This window comes from Streptomyces sp. A0592, from assembly GCF_004795115.1.
Taxonomy (GTDB): Bacteria; Actinomycetota; Actinomycetes; order Streptomycetales; family Streptomycetaceae; genus Streptomyces; species Streptomyces erythrochromogenes.
This window is the reverse complement of sequence record NZ_SSBM01000005.1, coordinates 231,369-248,136: the sequence shown is the minus strand read 5'-3', so window position 1 is coordinate 248,136 and position 16,768 is coordinate 231,369. Positions and strand designations below refer to the sequence as shown.

Sequence of the window (16,768 nt, the reverse complement as noted above, 5' to 3'; positions counted from 1 at the left end):
CGGAAGGCAGGGAGGACAGGGCGGGGAGTGAAAGTATCGCGTCCACGATGCTTCTACGCGCGTAGCACTGTCGGAAGTGAAAACTCGCGGCCACGAAGGCTGCTAGGTCACAGACTAGTGATCACAGAACGGGCTCGGGGCCCGGGAGCGATGTCGACCGCTTCCCGGACCCCGGAGACCAGGACTACACGTTCAAGACGACCTTACGGAGCGGTCTTGACGGTGATCTTCTTGGCGATGATGTCGGCCTTGGCCTTCTCCACCGCGGCGGTGACGTCGGTCATCTCCTTGTACTTCGGGTTGGAGTCGGCCAGGCCGACGCCGTCCTTGTCCAGGCCGTAGCGGATCTCACCGGTGGTGGGCTTGCCATCCTCGACCGACTTGATCAGGTCGAAGACGGAGTCCGAGACGTCCTTCGTGACCGAGGTCAGGATGGAGTCCTTGTACTTCGCCAGACCGGCCTGGTTGTACTGGTCGGAGTCGACGCCGATGGCCCACTTGCCCTTGGCGGAAGCGGCCTCGATGGCACCGGAACCGGCGAGACCGGCGGCGGCGTAGATCACGTCGGCGCCCGCGTCGAGCTGGCCCTGCGCGGCGGCCTTGCCCAGGTCGGGCTTGGCGAAACCGTCGAAGTTCGGCGGCTGGGTCAGGTACGCGGAGAGCACCTTGGCGTTCGGGTTGGTCTCCTTGACGCCCTGGGTGAAGCCCGCCTCGAACTTCTTGATCAGCGGGACCTCGACACCGCCGATGAAGCCGACCGTGCCGGTCTTGGACGCCTTGGCGGCGGCGACGCCGGCCAGGTAGGAGCCCTGCTCCTCGTTGAAGACCATGTTGGCGACGTTCGGGCCGGTCACCGAGGTGTCGTCGATGATGCCGAACGTGGTGTTCGGGAACTTCGGCGCGACCTTCTTGATGGCTGGGGCGTAGGCGAAGCCGACGCCGATGACCGGGTTGTTGCCCTTGCGGGCCAGCTCGGTGAGGCGCTGGACCTTGTCGGCCTCGCCCTCGCCGTCGGTGGGCTCCGCCTCGGCGCCCTTGATCTTCAGCTCCGTCTCGGCCTTCTTCAGACCGGCGTAGGCAGCGTCGTTGAACGACTGGTCGCCGCGGCCACCGATGTCGTACGCGATGGCTGCGGACTTCTGACCGCCCGACTCCGAGGGGGAGGCGGCAGCGTCAGAGGACTTCTTACCGCCACAGGCGGTGGCCGAGAGGGCCAGCGCCGCGGACGCGATGCCCACGGTGGCGATCCTGGTGATCCGGCGCAAGGGGAGGCTCCTTCAAAACCTGACCGAAGCGCCACGACCGGCGCTGGTTTCGCGGCGATCGTAACGCGCGTAGATGTCAGTTAAAGGCCCGTTCATGAGTCGTTATCGGATCGTCGCGAACCGGACAGTGACCGATCGGTAACTGCCAAGGCGTCCAGCCCTTGTGTACCAAGGGCTGGACGCGCCCGCCGGGAGGCTCGCCGATGTTGTAAGGAGTGCCGCCCGATCGCTACCGGGAAGGCGGTGTGCGACGGCCGTCGATCAAGGCGGCGGCGGTGAAGAACTCGACGCCGACGGCGATCGCGTCCTCGTCCACGTCGAAGTCCCCGCGGTGCAGATCGCGCTTGGCGGTGTCGCCGGGAGTGCGCACTCCCAGGCGGGCCATGGCACCCGGGACGTGCTCCAGGTACCAGGAGAAGTCCTCCCCGCCCAGGCTCTGCTCGGTGTCCTCGACCGACTCGGCGCCGCAGCGGGCTCCCATCGCCTCGCGCAGCAGCTCGGTGATCACCGGGTCGTTGACCACCGGCGGCACCCCGCGCACGTGGTTGATCTCGAACTTGGCCCCGTGCATGGTCGCGATCTCGTCGATCGCCGCGTGGATCATGTCGGGCGCCTCGTGCCAGGCGGCCAGGTCCAGGCAGCGAACAGTTCCGGACAGCTCGGCGTGCATCGGAATCACGTTGCAGGCGTGCCCGGCCTCGATCCGGCCCCAGGTGACCGACATGCCCGAGCGGGCGTCCATCCGGCGTGCGAGCAGGGCGGGGGCGTCGACGGCCACCCGGGCGGCGGCGGTCACCAGGTCGGTGGTCAGGTGCGGCCGCGCCGTGTGCCCGCCGGAGCCGGTGAGGCTGACCTCCAGCCGGTCGCAGGCGGAGGTGATGGGACCGGCCCGCAGGCCGATCCGGCCGGCGTCGACCCGGGGGTCGCAGTGCACCGCCACGATCCGGCCCACCCCGTCCAGCACCCCGGACTCGATGGCGTCGGTGGCTCCGCCGGGGAGCACCTCCTCGGCGGGCTGGAAGAGCAGCCGCACCGGTCGCGGCAGGAGTCCCTGCCGGTCGAGTTCGGCGAGGACGAGGCCGGCTCCGAGGACGACGGCCGTGTGCACGTCGTGGCCGCAGGCGTGGGCGCGGTCGGGGGAGGTCGAGCGGTACGAGACGTGCGTCTTGGCGTCCGGAATGGGCAGGGCGTCGATGTCCGCGCGAAGGGCCAGCATCGGCCGGCCGCCGTCCCAGGTGCCTACGTCACAGATCAGGCCCGTGCCGGACTTCAGGACCCGTGGTCGCAGGCCGGCTTTCTCAAGCCTGGCCTTGATCGCCGCAGTGGTGCGGAATTCCTGGTGTCCGAGCTCCGGGTGCATGTGCAAGTCCCGGCGGAAGGCGATCAGTTCGGTGCGCAGGTGGTCCGGAAGTTTGCCGGGCAGCTCGGGCCGGTCGGACGCGACGGGCTGGAGGGTCTGGGACTCGCGGGACATCAACTGGTTCACCCGTTGAAGGGTAGGCGCACGGATGGCTCAACTGGCCGGGGATCACGAAAAGTTCATGCCGTTAGGGGAAAGAAACCCAGCCTCTGGACGCATGACCGGGTGACCCCGGGGGTAAACTCGCGCGCTCATCCGGCCGTGGGCGCCGCCTGGGCAGGCAGTCTGTGCACATCACGAGCGGTGTCGGTGACCCCCGCGAGGAAGCTCTTCGCACGCGCGGACGCGGACCCGGTGAGCCAGGCCGGGTCGACATCGCATACGGCGACCGTGACACCCGTACCGGTCAGGGCGTACGGCAATGTGTGGACGACGGTGGACGGAAAGCTGAGGATCGTCCGGCCGACGGGACCCCGACGGGCGATCAGTTCCAGCGGCAGGTCCGGGCGTACGATCTCCAGCCCGGTCTCCCGGCTCAGCGCGCGCAGCTTCTCCGGGGACTCGCGCCGGTGTGCGAAGTAGCGGGTGGCTCCGTGCTCCAGGGTGAGGGAGCGGACCGCGCCGAGGTAGCGGTCCGGGTCGACGACGCCGGTCTCCACGAGCGAGGTGCCGACCAGGTCGGTGCCCCTGGTCAGGCGGGGCGGACCGAAGCGGGCGCGGGTCCAGGCGAACTCGTTGGCCCGCAGCGCCATCCCGCCGTGCGGGGCGACCGGCATCGAGGTGAACACCTCGACGCGGCGGGCCCTGCCCGTGCCGGCGGCCGGGTCCGGGGCGAAGCGGCGCCGCGCCGCCGCCGAGACGGGCGCGTACGCCAGCTCGCGGACGCGGCCGGGCAGCCCTCCGCCGCCGACCCGGTGCCAGCGGACGAGGCGTTCGCCGCGGGCGGTCTGCGCGACGAACTCCATCGTCGCGGTGCCGTCGTCGACCACGACCAGTTCCTCGGCGCGCACCAGGGTGAGCAGGAGCTGGACGTAGCGCGAGAAGGGGTCGCCGACGACGACGGTGCTCGCCGCGCGGACGTCGCACGCCAGTGCGGCGAGGGCCTTCAGCGGCGCGAGCCGGCTTCCGCGCGCCTCCTGCCACTGCACCTCGCACCCCTCGTCCCGGGCCAGCGCCGCCATCCGGCGCAGCTGGCCGCGGGACATGGGGTCGGTGGGCGGCAGGACGACGATCCGCACGGGTGCGAGCGGGACCGCGGGGCGCGGGCCGGGCTCCGCCCCCGGGCCGGCGGCGCGGCGCCCGCGCTGGCTCGGGACTCCGTCCAGCGTTCTGCCGGCCGCGGTGGCACGCGCGTACGCCCACTCCAGCACGTTCAGGAGTTGGACCGGGCTCTCGACGAACGCCAGGGTGGAGGCGGAGGTGCTCACACGTGCTCCTTGTCGTGGGGCGGGGCTGGTACGCACGCCGGACGTGAGCCGGGCCGTCTCTTTCGGATCGAGGTGCGGTGCCGGGCGGCGCGGGCCCGGCAAGATCCGAGAGACGGCCTAGACGGCTGCCAGCTCGCCGCGGACGCGGCGGAGCTTCTTCATGGGGCCGAGCTCGGACTCGTAGACCCGCTTGACCCCGTCGCCGAGGGCGGTCTCGATGGTGCGGATGTCGCGGACCAGGCGGGTCAGGCCGCCGGGCTCGACGGAGGCGGCCTGGTCGGAGCCCCACATCGCGCGGTCGAGGGTGATGTGGCGCTCGACGAAGGTGGCGCCGAGGGCGACGGCGGCGAGGGTGGTCTGCAGGCCCGTCTCGTGGCCGGAGTAGCCGATCGGGACGTTGGGGTACTCGTCGCGCAGGGTGTCGATGACCCGCAGGTTGAGCTCCTCGGCCTTGGCCGGGTACGTCGAAGTGGCGTGGCAGAGCAGGATGTTGGCGCTGCCCAGCACCTCGACCGCGTGGCGGATCTGCTGCGGGGTGGACATGCCGGTGGAGAGGACGACGGTGCGCCCGGTGGCGCGCAGGGCGCGCAGCAGTTCGTCGTCCGTGAGGGAGGCGGAGGCCACCTTGTGGGCGGGGACGTCGAACTTCTCCAGGAAGGCGACGGCCTCGGTGTCCCACGGGGAGGCGAACCAGTCGATGCCGCGCTTGGCGCAGTGGTCGTCGATGGCGCGGTACTCGTCCTCGCCGAACTCGACCCGGTGGCGGTAGTCGATGTAGGTCATGCGGCCCCACGGGGTGTCGCGTTCGATGTCCCACTGGTCGCGCGGGGTGCAGATCTCCGGGGTGCGCTTCTGGAACTTCACGGCGTCGCAGCCGGCTTCGGCGGCGGCGTCGATGAGGGCGAAGGCGTTGCCGAGGTCGCCGTTGTGGTTGATGCCGATCTCGCCGACGACGTAGACGGGGCGGCCGGGGCCCGCGGTGCGGGAGCCGAAGGTACGCAGGCGGGGGTCGGGCGTGGAGGTCATGGCAGGGGGCGTCCTTCGGTGCGGGGGCGTTCGGGGTGCAGGGGGTGTACGGGGCGTGGGCTGCGGGTCGGGGTGGTGCGGGTCGGGGTGGTGCGGGTCGGGGTGGTGCGGGTCGGGGTGTGCGCCGCCGGGGCGGGGGTCGAGCAGCGGGGCGAGCAGCCGGGCGCGGGCCAGGTCGTGCGGGTCGTCGATCTCCAGCACGCGGGCGGGGTCGGTGGGGACGGGCAGGGTGCGGCCGAAGAAGCGGTGGCGGGCGGTGCGGAAGCCGGCGGCGTCCATGGCGTAGGCGGCGCCGGTCTCCAGGAGGTCCTGCGGCCGGGCCTGGCGGCGGGGCCGGTAGGCCGGGTCGTGGTTGATCCCCGTCCCGGAGCCGTCGGGGCCGTCCCGCCAGAGGAAGCCGTGGAAGGGGGCCACGGTCAGGGCCGAGTCGGCCGCCCCGGAGGCGACGGCGACGGCGACCGATTCGACGTCGGAGGTGGCGAGGAAGGGGCTGGTGCACTGGACGAGGAGGACCACGTCCACGGTGAGCGAGTGGAGTTCCTCGAAGGCGGAGAGGGCGTGCAGGAGGGCGGCCTCGCTGCTCGCGGTGTCGCCGGAGATCGCGGTGGGGCGGGCGATCACGTCGGCGCCCGCGGTGCGGGCGGCCTCGGCGATGGCCTCGGAGTCGGTGGAGACCACCACGTCGGTGACGGTCGGCGCGGCCCGGCAGGCCAGGACGGCGCGGGCGACGAGCGGGATGCCGGCGACCTCGGCGAGGTTCTTGCCGGGGACCCCCTTGGAGCCGCCGCGGGCGGGGATGACGGCGAGGACCCTCACAGCTCCCCCAGTCTGCGGATCACCGGGGCGACGCGCTGCACCCCGTGCCGGTACGCCCCGCGGGCGGCCTCGCGCAGGTGGGCGCGGAGCCGGCGGCGCAGCCGGGACTCCCCGGCCTCCTGCCGTGCGGCGCCGGGCAGCGGGGTGCCGTCGGGGGCGAGGCGGTGCCGGGCCAGGATGCCGGGCAGGTATCCGGGGGCGGTGGTGAGCGTGTAGTAGGGGGCGGGCGGGGGCAGCCGGGTCGCGGCGAGCAGGCCGGCGACCTTGGCCCGGGCGACGGCGTAGGCGTCACCGCCCGCGGCGGAGCCCGGTCCGGCCGCAGCGGGGACGCCGACCGGGCCCGCGCCTGCCGGGCCCGCGCCGACCGGGCCCGCGCCGACCGGGCCCGCGCCGACCGGGCTCGGGGCGCCGGGGGTGCGTACGCCCTGGGCGGCCAGCCAGACCGGGTCGCCCTCCGGGAGGAGCCCCGAGTCGAGCTGGTCCCAGGAGGCCAGGCAGCCGGAGCCCAGGAAGTGGTGGTTGCCGAGGGCCTCGCGGATGCCGAGGTCGGTGAGGATCGCCGTCGGGATGGAGCGGTGCAGGGACTCCAGGGCGGCCGTGGAGGAGACGGTGACCAGCAGGTCGGTGCCGTCCAGCACCTCGCCCATGTTCCCGTACACCAGGCGGCAGTTGGCGGGCAGTCCGCCGGGGAGCTTCTCCGCGAGCCGCTGGTAGGGCTGCTCCTCCAGGTGCGTGGTGTGCTCCCCTGGCTTGCTGCGCAGCTTGATCAGCACCTCCCGGTCGGGGTGCTTGCGGGCGTGGCCGGCGGCCCGTTCCAGCAGGTAGGCGCGGTCGGCGCGGCTGTCGGGCACGGAGGGCTGCACCGCGAAGACCACCGTGTGGGCGCGGCTCCCGGCCGGCTCGTACGGCGCCCCGCCCAGGAAGGGCAGCGCGGTCTCGGTGACGGCGCCGGCGTCCGCGCCGACCCCTTGGTACACGGCACGGAAGCGCTCGGCGTCGTGGCGGGAGTTGGCGAGGACGAGGTCGGCCCCGTGCCTCAGCAGCAGCCCGTCGGCGAGCTTCTCGTACACGACTCCGACATATCCGGTGACGAGTACGGGTCGCCCGGCGGGGGCCGGCCACAGGGCGCGCGCCCCGTGCAGGACGGCCTGGACGGCTCCGCCCACGAGCGCGAGGACGACCACGTCGTAGCGCTCGCGTTCGATCTCGGCGAGGAACTCGGCACAGGTCACCTCGGTCAGCCGGTCGGCCCGTACCCCGACCTCGCCGAGCTGGCGCGCGGTGGGCGTGGCACGGCCGCGCAGCAGGTATCCGGTGAGCCGGGGGTCGGGGACGAGGCGGCGGGCGGTGGTCGCGCCCCATTTCCATCTCGTGTCGGAATCGGCGAGTACGGCGACGCGTTTGCGTTCTGGCACGCGGCAGAAGCTATTCGGCGATTTCGGTGATCGGCCCAACGAACGCACAACAGCGGGTTAACAAAACGTCTACTGAATGCGAAAGCGCACGGGTTAACCCGCCCGCCCCGCGCCGTTCACATGAAATCCGCATCCGGGCCACAGTGAATGCCGGGCGGCGTCCTAGTGTCTCGCGGGTGCCCAAGCTCTCTGTTGTCGTGCCGTTCTACAACGTGCAGACATACGCACCGGACGCCCTGAAGAGTCTCGAACTGAACGCCCGGGAGGATTTCGAGTTCCTGCTCGTCGACGACTGCTCGACGGACGGGACGCCCGACCTGCTGGAACGGGCGGCGGCGCAGCTGCCCGGGGCGGTGCACCTCAGACACGGGAGCAACGGCGGCCTGGCGACGGCACGCAACACCGGGCTGGACGCGGCGCGCGGCGAGTATCTCGCCTTCCTGGACGGGGACGACTGGCTGGCCCCCGGCCACCTGGCCCGGATGTTGACCGCCATCGAGGCCCTGAACTGCGATTTCATCCGCACCGACCATGTCCGGTGCACGGGGCGGACGCGGAGCGTGCAGCGCGTGCCCTTCGGTCCGCAGTCCGTCGTGGCCGATCCGCGCGGAGCGATCCTGCCCGCCGACCGGGCGACGTCGGTGGACTATCCGTACGCCTGGGCCGGGATGTACCACCGGCGGCTGCTGAAGGCGGGCCTGCTGCACTTCACCGACGGACTGCGCACGGCGGAGGACCGGCCGTGGATCTGGCGGCTGCACCGGGAGGCCGAATCCTTCGCGGCGGTCGGACTGCCCGGGATCTTCTACCGGCGCGGTGTTTCCACGTCGTTGACGCAGATCAAGGACGAACGGCAGCTCGATTTCATCCGGGCATTCGACGAGGTCCTCGCCGGCGCCGCCGCCGACCGGGAATCCGATCTGCTTCTCCCGAAATCCGTACGAACGTACTGCGCAATTATCGCGCACCATTTCGGATCCATCGAAAGGTACGAACCGGCCGTGGCCAAGAAACTCCGCCTCATGAGCGCGGCCGCGCTCGGCCGCATGCCCCAGGACGTGCTGGACCAGGTCCTGGACTCGATGGACGCCGAACGCTCCGCGCTCCTGCGCCGCCTGCGCGGCAGCCGCCGCACCCCGTCGGGGGCGACCGTCTGATGCTCACGCAGATCTTCCTGGCCTCGACCCTCTACGGTGCCGCCACCCTCGCGGCGGGCGTCGACGCCGGCTCCTTCCCGCCCGCGGGCCGCCGGATCCTGCTGACCAGCAACCACGCCGTCACCGCCGAGGTGGCCCCGGGACCGGCCGGCATGCCGGGCTTCGCCGCGCTGCGCACCCGCTTCGACGAGGTGTTCGACTGGAACGCCGTGATCGAGCCGCAGCACCCGAGCACCTGGGCCCCGCGCGCCGAGGACGTCCCGATCTGGGAGCGGCACCTGCGCACGCTGTGGGGACTCGGCGAGGACCGGGTCGAGCTGATCGTGGAGTCCCTCCAGGTGCCTCCGGCCCAGTCCCTGTGCCGGCTCTTCCCGGGCGCAGCGGTCGATGTCTACGCCGACGGGCTGATGAGCTACGGACCCACCCGCTTCCGCCTCGACCCGCAGCTCGGGATGCGGGTGCGGCGGGTGCTCCACCTGGATCTGGTGCCCGGCCTGGAGCCGCTGCTGCTGACGGAGTTCGGGGCGCGGCCGGAACCGGTGCCGGCGGAGTCCTTCCTGAAGGTCCTCGCGGAGCTCCCCCCGCACGGCGCGGACCTGGACGGCGTCGGGGAGTCCCCGGCCCTGCTGCTGGGCCAGTACCTGTCGGCGCTCGACCTGATGACCCCGGACGAGGAGGAGGAGCTGCACGCCTCGATGGTCCGGGGCGCCTTCGCGCTCGGCCACCGGGAGCTGGTCTTCAAGCCCCACCCCAGCGCGCCGGCCGAGTACGCCCGCCGGGCCGCGGCGGAGGCCGAACGCCTCGGCGCCCGGCTCACCGTGACGAGCAGCCCGGTCCTGGCCGAGACCCTCTACCGGCGGCTGCGCCCGGCGCTGGTGGTGGGCTGCTTCTCCACGGGGCTGCTGACCGCCGCCACCCTGTACGGGCTGCCCGTGGCGCGCACCGGCACCGGGGCCGTGCTGGCCCGCCTGGCCCCGTACCAGAACAGCAACCGGGTGCCGCTGGTGCTGGTGGACTCGCTGCTGCCGGACCTGGCGGACCCGGAGGCGGTCCGCGCCTGGTCGCCCGCGTCCGTGGGCCGGGCGGGAGCGGAGCGGGCCGGGCTCCTGACCGCCGTCGGGTTCACCATGCAGCCGCAGATCCTGTCCGCGCGGCGGGCCCGGGCCGAGGCGTACCTGGCCGCCCATCTGACGCAGGGCACCTGGCGGTACTTCACGCGCCGCCGGCTGACGACGCTGGGCCTGCCCGGCGGCATCCCCGCCCGGCTGTCGTTCCTGCCGCGCAGCCGGACCGTGCGGCGCATGGCCCGGACGCTGCGCCGCGTCCTGAACCGGCGCGGCCCGAACCGACGCGGCCCGAACCGACACGGCCCGAACTGACGCGGCCTGGACCGCAAGGCGTCAGCTGACGGCGAGCTTGGCCGCGAAGCCGAGGAACAGCACGCCCGCCGCCGAGGTCGCCCCGGCCGACAGCCGCTTGCGGCGGCGGAAGGCCTCCGACAGGCGGGTGCCGCCGAATATCAGCAGCGTCAGGTAGAGGAAGCTGCCGGTCTGCAGCAGACCGCCCAGGACCAGGAACGACAGCGCCGGGTAGGCGTAGGACGGGTCCACGAACTGCACGAAGAAGGACATCAGGAAGAGGATGGCCTTCGGGTTGAGCAGGCTGATCAGCAGGGCGCGGCGGTAGGGCCGCTCGTTCTCGGCCGGGTCGGCGGGGCCCGCGGCCCGCGCCTCGTCCCGCTCCCGGCGCGTGCGCCACAGCGCCCAGGCGCCCCGCATCATCCCGACGGCCAGCCAGGCCAGGTAGCCGGCGCCGAGGAACTTCACCACGGTGAAGACCAGCGGACTCGCGCGGAGCAGCGCACCGGCGCCCACGGCGGTCAGCGCCATCAGGACGGCGTCGCCGGTGAACACCCCGGCGGCGGCCTTGTAACCCGTGCGCACCCCGCGGCGGGCGGCGACGGACAGCACGTAGAGCGAGTTCGGTCCCGGCAACAGAATGATCAGGACGAGGCCGGCGAGGTACGTCGGCAGATCGGTGACACCCAGCATGTGCAGGAGTGTCGCATGAGGACACACCTGACAGGCCATCCTGTTTCACCATGTGGAACCGGTGGGCTCGTACGTCCCCCAGACCTCCCGCAGCGCCCCGCACACCTCGCCCACCGTGGCCCGCGCACGCAGCGCCTCCTTCATCGGGTACAGCACGTTCGCCGTGCCCGACGCCGCCTCCCGCAGCGCCCCGAGCGCCGCCGTCACCGCCGCTCCGTCGCGCTCGGCACGCAGCCGGGCCAGCGCCGCGCACTGCCGCTCCTCGATCGCCGGGTCCACGCGCAGCGGCTCGTACGGCTCCTCCTGCTCCAGCGCGAAGCGGTTGACCCCGACCACCACCCGCTCCCCGCTGTCGGTCTCCCGTGCGATGCGGTAGGCGTTCCGCTCGATCTCCGCCTTCTGGAAGCCGGCCTCGATCGCGGCCACCGCCCCGCCCTGCTCCTCGACCCGCCGCATCAGGTCGAGGGCCGCCGCCTCCAGTTCGTCCGTCATCCGCTCCACCGCGTACGACCCGGCGAAGGGGTCCACGGTGTGCGGTACGTCCGTCTCGTGCGCGAGGACCTGCTGGGTGCGCAGCGCCAGGCGGGCCGACTTCTCCGTGGGCAGCGCGATCGCCTCGTCGAAGGAGTTGGTGTGCAGCGACTGGGTGCCGCCCAGCACCGCCGCCAAGGCCTGCACGGCGACGCGTACGAGGTTCAGCTCGGGCTGCTGCGCGGTGAGCTGGACGCCGGCGGTCTGGGTGTGGAAGCGCAGCATCATCGACTTCGGGTCCCGCGCCCCGAACTCCTCGCGCATGACGCGGGCCCAGATCCGCCGGGCGGCGCGGAACTTCGCGACCTCCTCCAGCAGGGTGGTGCGGGCGACGAAGAAGAAGGACAGCCGGGGCGCGAACTCGTCGACCGCCATCCCTGCCGCGAGGGCCGTACGGACGTAGGCGATGCCGTCGGCGAGGGTGAAGGCCACCTCCTGCGCGGGCGAGGCGCCGGCTTCGGCCATGTGGTAGCCGGAGATGGAGATGGTGTTCCATCTGGGGATCTCGGCCCGGCAGTAGCGGAAGGTGTCGGCCGTCAGACGCAGCGAGGGCTCGGGCGGGAAGATGTACGTGCCCCGGGCGATGTACTCCTTCAGGACGTCGTTCTGGATCGTCCCCGTCAGTTGCGCGCCCGGAATGCCCTGTTCCTCCGCGACCAGCTGGTAGAGCAGCAGGAGCAGCGCGGCGGGTGCGTTGATCGTCATCGAGGTGGAGACCCGGTCGAGGGGGATCCCGTCGAACAGCGTCCGCATGTCGTCGAGCGAGTCGACGGCCACTCCGACCTTGCCGACCTCGCCGTGGGCGAGGGGCGCGTCGGAGTCGTGGCCCATCTGGGTCGGCAGGTCGAAGGCGACGGACAGTCCGGTGCCGCCGCCCGCGATGAGCTGTCGGTAGCGGGCGTTGGACTCGGCGGCCGTGCCGAAGCCGGCGTACTGCCGCATGGTCCACGGCCGGCCGGTGTACATGTTCGGATAAATCCCTCGGGTGTAGGGGAAGTCCCCAGGTACACCCAATTGGACCTCCGGGTCCCATTCCGTCAGATCGCCCGGCCCGTACACCGGTTCGACCGGGATTCCGCTCTCCGTGCTTGCCATGTGACGAAGTCCTCCGTAGAGCAACCGGGCCCGGGGCTGATACAACCGTGCCCGCGCGTCGCTTCTTAAGGCCGTGGACGGTTGCTGGTCACAATGGCGCAACATCCCGGAACCCTGTGCAACTCTCCACGCGCGCCAGGCATCACCTAGATACACGACGTAGAAACCGGGGGACTGCAATGCAGCGCCAGAGAGTCATAATCCGCACGATCGGAGTGGCCGCCGCCGTCGCGCTCGCCGCGACCGCCTGCGGTCCGCAGAAGACGGAGTCCGCCGGCTCCTCCTCCGCGGCACCGTCCTCGCCCACGGCGGGCGCCACCCCGGAAGCCTCCCCGTCCACCGACAACAAGCCGGGCGAGCCCTCGCCGTCGGCCTCGACGTCCGCCTCCGCCTCCGCGTCGGCCTCGCCTTCGCCCTCGGTGAAGCAGATCATGGCCAACGGCGACGAGAGCGAGCAGGTCCGCGAGCTCCAGGCCCGACTGAAGCAGCTCAAGCTGATGACGGTGGCGCCGACCGGTTTCTACGGCTCGAAGACCACGGCCGCGGTGAAGTCCTTCCAGTCGAAGAACGGTCTGGACGCGACCGGCGGGGTCGACGAGAAGACCTGGAAGAAGATCCAGAGCTCCAGCAAGAAGCCCACCGCCGACGAGCTGCGCCCGCCGACCGTCAACGAGGTCGCGGCGCCCGACCCGCGCTGCATGACCGGCCGCGTCATGTGCATCAGCAAGGAGAGCCGCACGCTCGCCTGGATGATCGACGGCAAGGTCGTCTCCACGATGGACGTCCGCTTCGGCTCGGAGAACACCCCGACCCGCGAGGGCGTGTTCAACGTGGGCTGGAAGGCCAAGGACTGGACGTCGACGATCTACCACACGCCGATGCCGTACGCGATGTTCTTCAGCGGCGGCCAGGCGGTCCACTACTCGGCCGACTTCGCGGCCCGCGGCTACAACGGCGCCTCGCACGGCTGCGTGAACGTCCGCGACAAGGGCAAGCTGTCGAAGCTCTTCAACGACGTGCAGGTCGGCGACAAGGTCGTCGTCTACTGGTGAGCCCGCAGGGGGTGAAGCAGGGGCCCGGATTCCGGGCCCCGACCGTGCAGCCGGCCGCGAGCCGCTGAAACGCCACAGGCCGTCCTTTTCGTATCCCGCCACACCGGCGGGCTGCGAAAAGGACGGCCTGTCGCGTTGAGCGGCTGTCCCGTCGAGCGGGTCGAAGTAATGGGCGCGGGCAGGGCCGGGGGAACGTGCCCCGCCCGCGCCGGTTGCGCAGAGCCCAGGGGTACGGGGGGAACCCCGGCTCATGCGCGGCCGATGACCAGTCGGCTCGATTAGTACTGCGTCGCCGATTCGAAAAGTGTTACAGGCGGGTCGGCGTATGTGTCAGCGAACCGCGCGCAGGGGTGTGGAGCCCTGCGGAACGGTGGGCGTCAGGCTCGGCGCCCTGAGCGTCCCGCCCTCTGCCGGGGGCGAGTCGCGGCGCTTGGTGCCGTCGGCGTCCCGCTCCAGCACCGAGGCGCAGTAGGCCGGTATCCGCAGCAGTCCGTCGGCCAGACGTGAGAGGCGCTCGCGCCGGTCGTCGTTGAGCCGGCCCTTGCGGTACTCCTCGCAGAGGTCGGCCTTGAGCCGGCCGTCCAGCTCTCGCTGGCGGTCCCTGCCGAGCTCCCCGGTGCCCAGGTTGTCCCGGCTGCCTTCCCGGTCGCCCGGACCGCTGCGGTCGTCCGGGGTGTGCTTGCCCGTGCCGCCGCTCGTCGAGGTGCCCGAGGAGGTTTCGGGGGCCGTTCCGGTGTCGGGCACCGTATGTCCGTCCGCGTTCGGCGAGGGCGCCACGGGGGCGAACGCCGGGGCCGAGCCGTCCGGCTGCGGGGTGGGCAGCAGCTTCGGGGCGAGCGTGGGGGCACTGGTGCCGACGCCCGGGACCGGGCTCTCTCCTACGCTCACGGACATCGCCGGTCCGGGTCCCGCGGTGTCGTGCCGGGACCGGTCCAGCAGCCCGGCGCCCGCCGCGGCGGCCAGTCCGCCCGCGACGACGCTCGCGAGGGCCGCGGCCAGGCCGAAGCTCACGGTCCGGGCGCGCCGGCGGGCGGGTACGGGCGCGGGGACGACACGGCCGAGGTCGATGAGGGGTTCGCCGAAGGCCTCGGCAGCGGACGGCACGGCGGCGCGGGGCGCGCCGGCGCGCGCCGCGCGGTAGGCGTCCATCGCCGCGCCCTCACCGGGCAGTTCCGTACCGCTGGGCGCCGCGGCCACTGCGGCCAGGGCGTCCAGGGCGGCCCGCAGCCGGGCGGCCTCCATCGCGGCACGCGTGTCGGCGGCGGGCCCCACAGGTTCCGTCGGTCCGCCGCGCAGGAATGCTTCCGCCGCGGCCTCGTCCAGCCACCTGTCGCGCTCGTCGGCCATCACATGTCCTTCTGCGTCCGCCAACGTGAATGCGTCACACCGGTTTGTTCTGCGTAGCTGCCGCCCCGGCCACGCTGTGCGGGTACGGCGTCGAGATCCCTCCCGCCCCCGCCGTCCCACGCATGGCCATCGGCATTATGGCCGACCGCGGCGGCCGCCTTGGAGCCGGTGCCCGGACCTGCGTCGTAGCCGCCGTCCGCACCCTGCGCGGCGAGCAGTTCCGCCAGCTTCTTCAGACCGCGGTGCGCGGCGGTGCGCACGGCGCCGGGCCGCTTGCCCAGGGTCTCGGCCGCGCTCTTGGCGTCGAGGCCGACCACGACCCGCAGGACGACGGCCTCGGCCTGGTCCTGCGGGAGCTGGGCTATGAGCGCCATGGTGCGCCCGGTGTCGAGGGACTCCATCGCCGCGCCGGCCGTGTCGCACTCCGCGGCCCAGCTCGTCAGCTCGGTGTCGTCGCCGCCGATGGCGGGCCGGCGGCCGCGCATGCGTATGTGGTCCAGGGCCCGGTTGCGGGCGATGCGGGCGGCCCAGCCGCGGAAGCGGTCGGCGTCGCCGGTGAAGGAGTCGAGGTCGCGGGCGATCTGCAGCCATGCCTCGGAGGTCACGTCCTCCGCATCGCCGTCCCCGACGAGCGTGCGTACGTATCCGAGCAGGCGTGGGTGCACGGCACGGTACACAGCACGGAACGCGTTCTCGTCGCCGTCCTGTGCCGCGAGCACCGCGGCGGTCAGCTCCGCGTCGTCCCCCAGCAAAGTCCCCAACCTGTCCTGTACGTGTGGCGCAAATCAGCACGTTACGGCTTTCAAGCACCTCTCGTCCACGAGTGATACAACGTGCAACCAATCCTGCGCGGAGCGAGGTGTGACACAAAACGCACCCGAGGCGCTGACAGGGGTACGGGCTTGTCGCACGAGCCCGTGACGGATGGCGGCCGGGGCCTCTCCTGTGGGGGGTGGCGGCCTCGGTCGCCCTCCCCCTTTCGGGCATTCCACCATGCCCGCCCGTCGCGCTCACGTCATCCTTTCGGCTCACTTCCGGGTGAAATCCCCGCATGGGTACGACACACCCTGCCCTGCGTCGATAGCGTGGCGGGACACCCGCGCCACGCCCCGAGGAGCCCCCCGCTGTCCAGCCATTTTCCGGCACAGGCCCGCGGCTGCCCCGACCCCGCCCACGGCCCCGGACTGACGCGGTTCAATACCCTGTCCCCCGAGGCCGCCCGGGCCGTCCTCCTGCACTGCTGCGGAAGCCGCCGCTGGGCGCACCGGGTGGCGGCGCACCGCCCCTACCCCGACGCCGGAGCCCTGCTGGCCGCCGCGGACGAGGCCAGTTACGACCTCTCGCAGGCCGACCTGACCGAGGCACTGGCCTCGGAGCACTCGGCGGAACTGGACCACGGGGCGTCGTACGCCGCGCTGCTGGCGCTCGACGCGGCCCATGCGGAGTACGAACGGAAGTTCGGCCACGCCTTCGTGATCTGCCTCGACGGGCACCCGCCGGAGGAGCAGGCCGACCAGCTGCTGGGGGCGATCCGGCGCCGAATGGGGCACGAGGTGGACGAGGAGCGCTCGATCTCCGCGGACGAGCTGCGCCGTGTCGCGCAGTCCCGGCTGCTGGACCTGACGCGCTGGCTGACCCGCCCGGACGGCGCGTCTGCGGCTGAAATCGGGCTATTCGCCCCTGTGGGATAGCCCGTACGTGCCTGTTTGATCACACAGCCGGACCCCGCGCGAGGGAACCGACAACTCGTCGCTACGATGTCCGGGGCCGGTGGACCGTACCCGGCCGGGCCCGACCGACAAAGAAGCCGGCTGGCCCCCGCCCCGCTTCCGGAGGGTTTTCCGTGCCGGCTGGAACGTTGTACCGCGGCCGGGAAGGAATGTGGTCCTGGGTGGCTCATCGAGTCACCGGCGTCCTCATCTTCTTCTTCCTGTTCGTACACGTCCTCGACACCGCTCTCGTCCGCGTCTCCCCCGAGGCGTACGACGATGTCGTGGCTACCTATAAGACTCCGATCGTCGCGCTGCTGGAGTACGGCCTCGTGGCCGCCATCCTGTTCCACGCGCTCAACGGTCTCCGTGTCATCGCCGTGGACTTCTGGTCCAAGGGCCCGCGCCACCAGAAGACGATGCTCTGGTGGGTCGTGGGCATCTGGGTCGTGCTGATGGTCGGGGCTCTCTACCCCGTGCTCGGCCACGCGGCCGCTGAACTGTTCGGGAAGTGACG

General features: G+C 72.0%; 14 protein-coding genes and 1 pseudogene. 5 read left to right on the top strand and 10 right to left on the bottom strand.

The window, feature by feature from the left end; translation table 11 throughout:
* Nucleotides 1-203: 203 nt before the first annotated feature.
* The 6 genes and pseudogenes from E6U81_RS10450 to E6U81_RS10420 form a co-directional block, all read right to left on the bottom strand.
* Nucleotides 204-1,265 carry a BMP family ABC transporter substrate-binding protein gene (locus E6U81_RS10450; protein ID WP_136229782.1) on the bottom strand — a complete coding sequence of 354 codons (1,062 nt, stop codon included), beginning with the start codon at nucleotides 1,263-1,265 and terminating at the stop codon, nucleotides 204-206.
* A gap of 229 nt (nucleotides 1,266-1,494) precedes the next feature.
* The gene (locus E6U81_RS10445) at nucleotides 1,495-2,739 is read right to left on the bottom strand and encodes an amidohydrolase (RefSeq protein ID WP_136229898.1); all 1,245 of its coding nucleotides are present in this window, start codon (nucleotides 2,737-2,739) and stop codon (nucleotides 1,495-1,497) included.
* A 137-nt stretch (nucleotides 2,740-2,876) separates the two neighbouring features.
* A complete protein-coding gene (locus E6U81_RS10440; RefSeq protein WP_136229781.1) occupies nucleotides 2,877-4,052 on the bottom strand; it encodes a hypothetical protein in 1,176 nt (391 codons plus the stop codon).
* Between the two features lie 117 nt (nucleotides 4,053-4,169).
* Entirely contained in the window at nucleotides 4,170-5,078 is a 909-nt protein-coding gene (locus E6U81_RS40980) for an N-acetylneuraminate synthase family protein (RefSeq protein ID WP_136229897.1), read from the bottom strand.
* A gap of 441 nt (nucleotides 5,079-5,519) precedes the next feature.
* Nucleotides 5,520-5,894: pseudogene (locus tag E6U81_RS40975) on the bottom strand (NTP transferase domain-containing protein); the annotation flags it as partial.
* Nucleotides 5,891-7,309: a DUF6716 putative glycosyltransferase gene (locus E6U81_RS10420; protein ID WP_136229780.1), complete on the bottom strand. Its 1,419-nt coding sequence runs from the start codon at nucleotides 7,307-7,309 to the stop codon at nucleotides 5,891-5,893. The gene E6U81_RS10420 and the pseudogene E6U81_RS40975, both read right to left, overlap by 4 nt.
* Before the next feature lie 176 nt (nucleotides 7,310-7,485).
* Here E6U81_RS10420 and E6U81_RS10415 point away from each other — a divergent pair, with 176 nt between their 5' ends.
* Complete coding sequence (locus tag E6U81_RS10415) at nucleotides 7,486-8,466, top strand: glycosyltransferase family 2 protein (protein WP_136229779.1); 981 nt, start codon at nucleotides 7,486-7,488, stop codon at nucleotides 8,464-8,466.
* Nucleotides 8,466-9,845 (top strand): polysialyltransferase family glycosyltransferase, encoded by a 1,380-nt coding sequence (locus E6U81_RS10410; RefSeq protein WP_136229778.1) that lies wholly within the window; start codon nucleotides 8,466-8,468, stop codon nucleotides 9,843-9,845. Before E6U81_RS10415 ends, E6U81_RS10410 begins: the two co-directional genes overlap by 1 nt.
* Before the next feature lie 21 nt (nucleotides 9,846-9,866).
* Here E6U81_RS10410 and leuE read toward each other — a convergent pair whose 3' ends face one another.
* Nucleotides 9,867-10,517, bottom strand: coding sequence for a leucine efflux protein LeuE (leuE, locus tag E6U81_RS10405; RefSeq protein WP_030822785.1), 651 nt, complete (start codon nucleotides 10,515-10,517; stop codon nucleotides 9,867-9,869).
* Nucleotides 10,518-10,562: 45 nt separating this feature from the next.
* Nucleotides 10,563-12,143, bottom strand: coding sequence for a methylmalonyl-CoA mutase family protein (locus E6U81_RS10400; protein WP_136229777.1), 1,581 nt, complete (start codon nucleotides 12,141-12,143; stop codon nucleotides 10,563-10,565).
* Nucleotides 12,144-12,322: 179 nt separating this feature from the next.
* On the opposite strand from E6U81_RS10400, the gene E6U81_RS10395 reads away from it, so the two are divergent.
* Nucleotides 12,323-13,195, top strand: a complete 873-nt coding sequence (locus tag E6U81_RS10395; protein ID WP_136229776.1) for a L,D-transpeptidase family protein — start codon at nucleotides 12,323-12,325, stop codon at nucleotides 13,193-13,195.
* Between the two features lie 330 nt (nucleotides 13,196-13,525).
* Here E6U81_RS10395 and E6U81_RS10390 read toward each other — a convergent pair whose 3' ends face one another.
* Both E6U81_RS10390 and E6U81_RS10385 read right to left on the bottom strand, forming a co-directional pair.
* Nucleotides 13,526-14,542, bottom strand: a complete 1,017-nt coding sequence (locus E6U81_RS10390; RefSeq protein ID WP_136229775.1) for a hypothetical protein — start codon at nucleotides 14,540-14,542, stop codon at nucleotides 13,526-13,528.
* Entirely contained in the window at nucleotides 14,542-15,294 is a 753-nt protein-coding gene (locus E6U81_RS10385; RefSeq protein WP_136229774.1) for an RNA polymerase sigma factor, read from the bottom strand. Before E6U81_RS10385 ends, E6U81_RS10390 begins: the two co-directional genes overlap by 1 nt.
* A gap of 333 nt (nucleotides 15,295-15,627) precedes the next feature.
* On the opposite strand from E6U81_RS10385, the gene E6U81_RS10380 reads away from it, so the two are divergent.
* On the top strand, nucleotides 15,628-16,233 hold the full coding sequence (locus tag E6U81_RS10380) for a 2-oxo-4-hydroxy-4-carboxy-5-ureidoimidazoline decarboxylase (protein ID WP_136229773.1): 606 nt from the start codon (nucleotides 15,628-15,630) through the stop codon (nucleotides 16,231-16,233).
* Between the two features lie 152 nt (nucleotides 16,234-16,385).
* On the top strand, nucleotides 16,386-16,766 hold the full coding sequence (gene sdhC, locus E6U81_RS10375; protein WP_078628202.1) for a succinate dehydrogenase, cytochrome b556 subunit: 381 nt from the start codon (nucleotides 16,386-16,388) through the stop codon (nucleotides 16,764-16,766).
* Nucleotides 16,767-16,768: the final 2 nt, after the last annotated feature.

What these genes read in the sequence shown, in the direction of transcription:
- E6U81_RS10410 (WP_136229778.1), top strand. Translation starts at nt 8,466, where the DNA reads ATGCTCACGCAGATCTTCCTGGCCTCGACCCTCTACGGTGCCGCCACC.
- E6U81_RS10445 (WP_136229898.1), bottom strand. Translation starts at nt 2,739, where the DNA reads ATGTCCCGCGAGTCCCAGACCCTCCAGCCCGTCGCGTCCGACCGGCCC.
- leuE (WP_030822785.1), bottom strand. Translation starts at nt 10,517, where the DNA reads ATGCTGGGTGTCACCGATCTGCCGACGTACCTCGCCGGCCTCGTCCTG.
- E6U81_RS10395 (WP_136229776.1), top strand. Translation starts at nt 12,323, where the DNA reads ATGCAGCGCCAGAGAGTCATAATCCGCACGATCGGAGTGGCCGCCGCC.
- E6U81_RS10390 (WP_136229775.1), bottom strand. Translation starts at nt 14,542, where the DNA reads ATGGCCGACGAGCGCGACAGGTGGCTGGACGAGGCCGCGGCGGAAGCA.
- E6U81_RS10400 (WP_136229777.1), bottom strand. Translation starts at nt 12,143, where the DNA reads ATGGCAAGCACGGAGAGCGGAATCCCGGTCGAACCGGTGTACGGGCCG.
- E6U81_RS40980 (WP_136229897.1), bottom strand. Translation starts at nt 5,078, where the DNA reads ATGACCTCCACGCCCGACCCCCGCCTGCGTACCTTCGGCTCCCGCACC.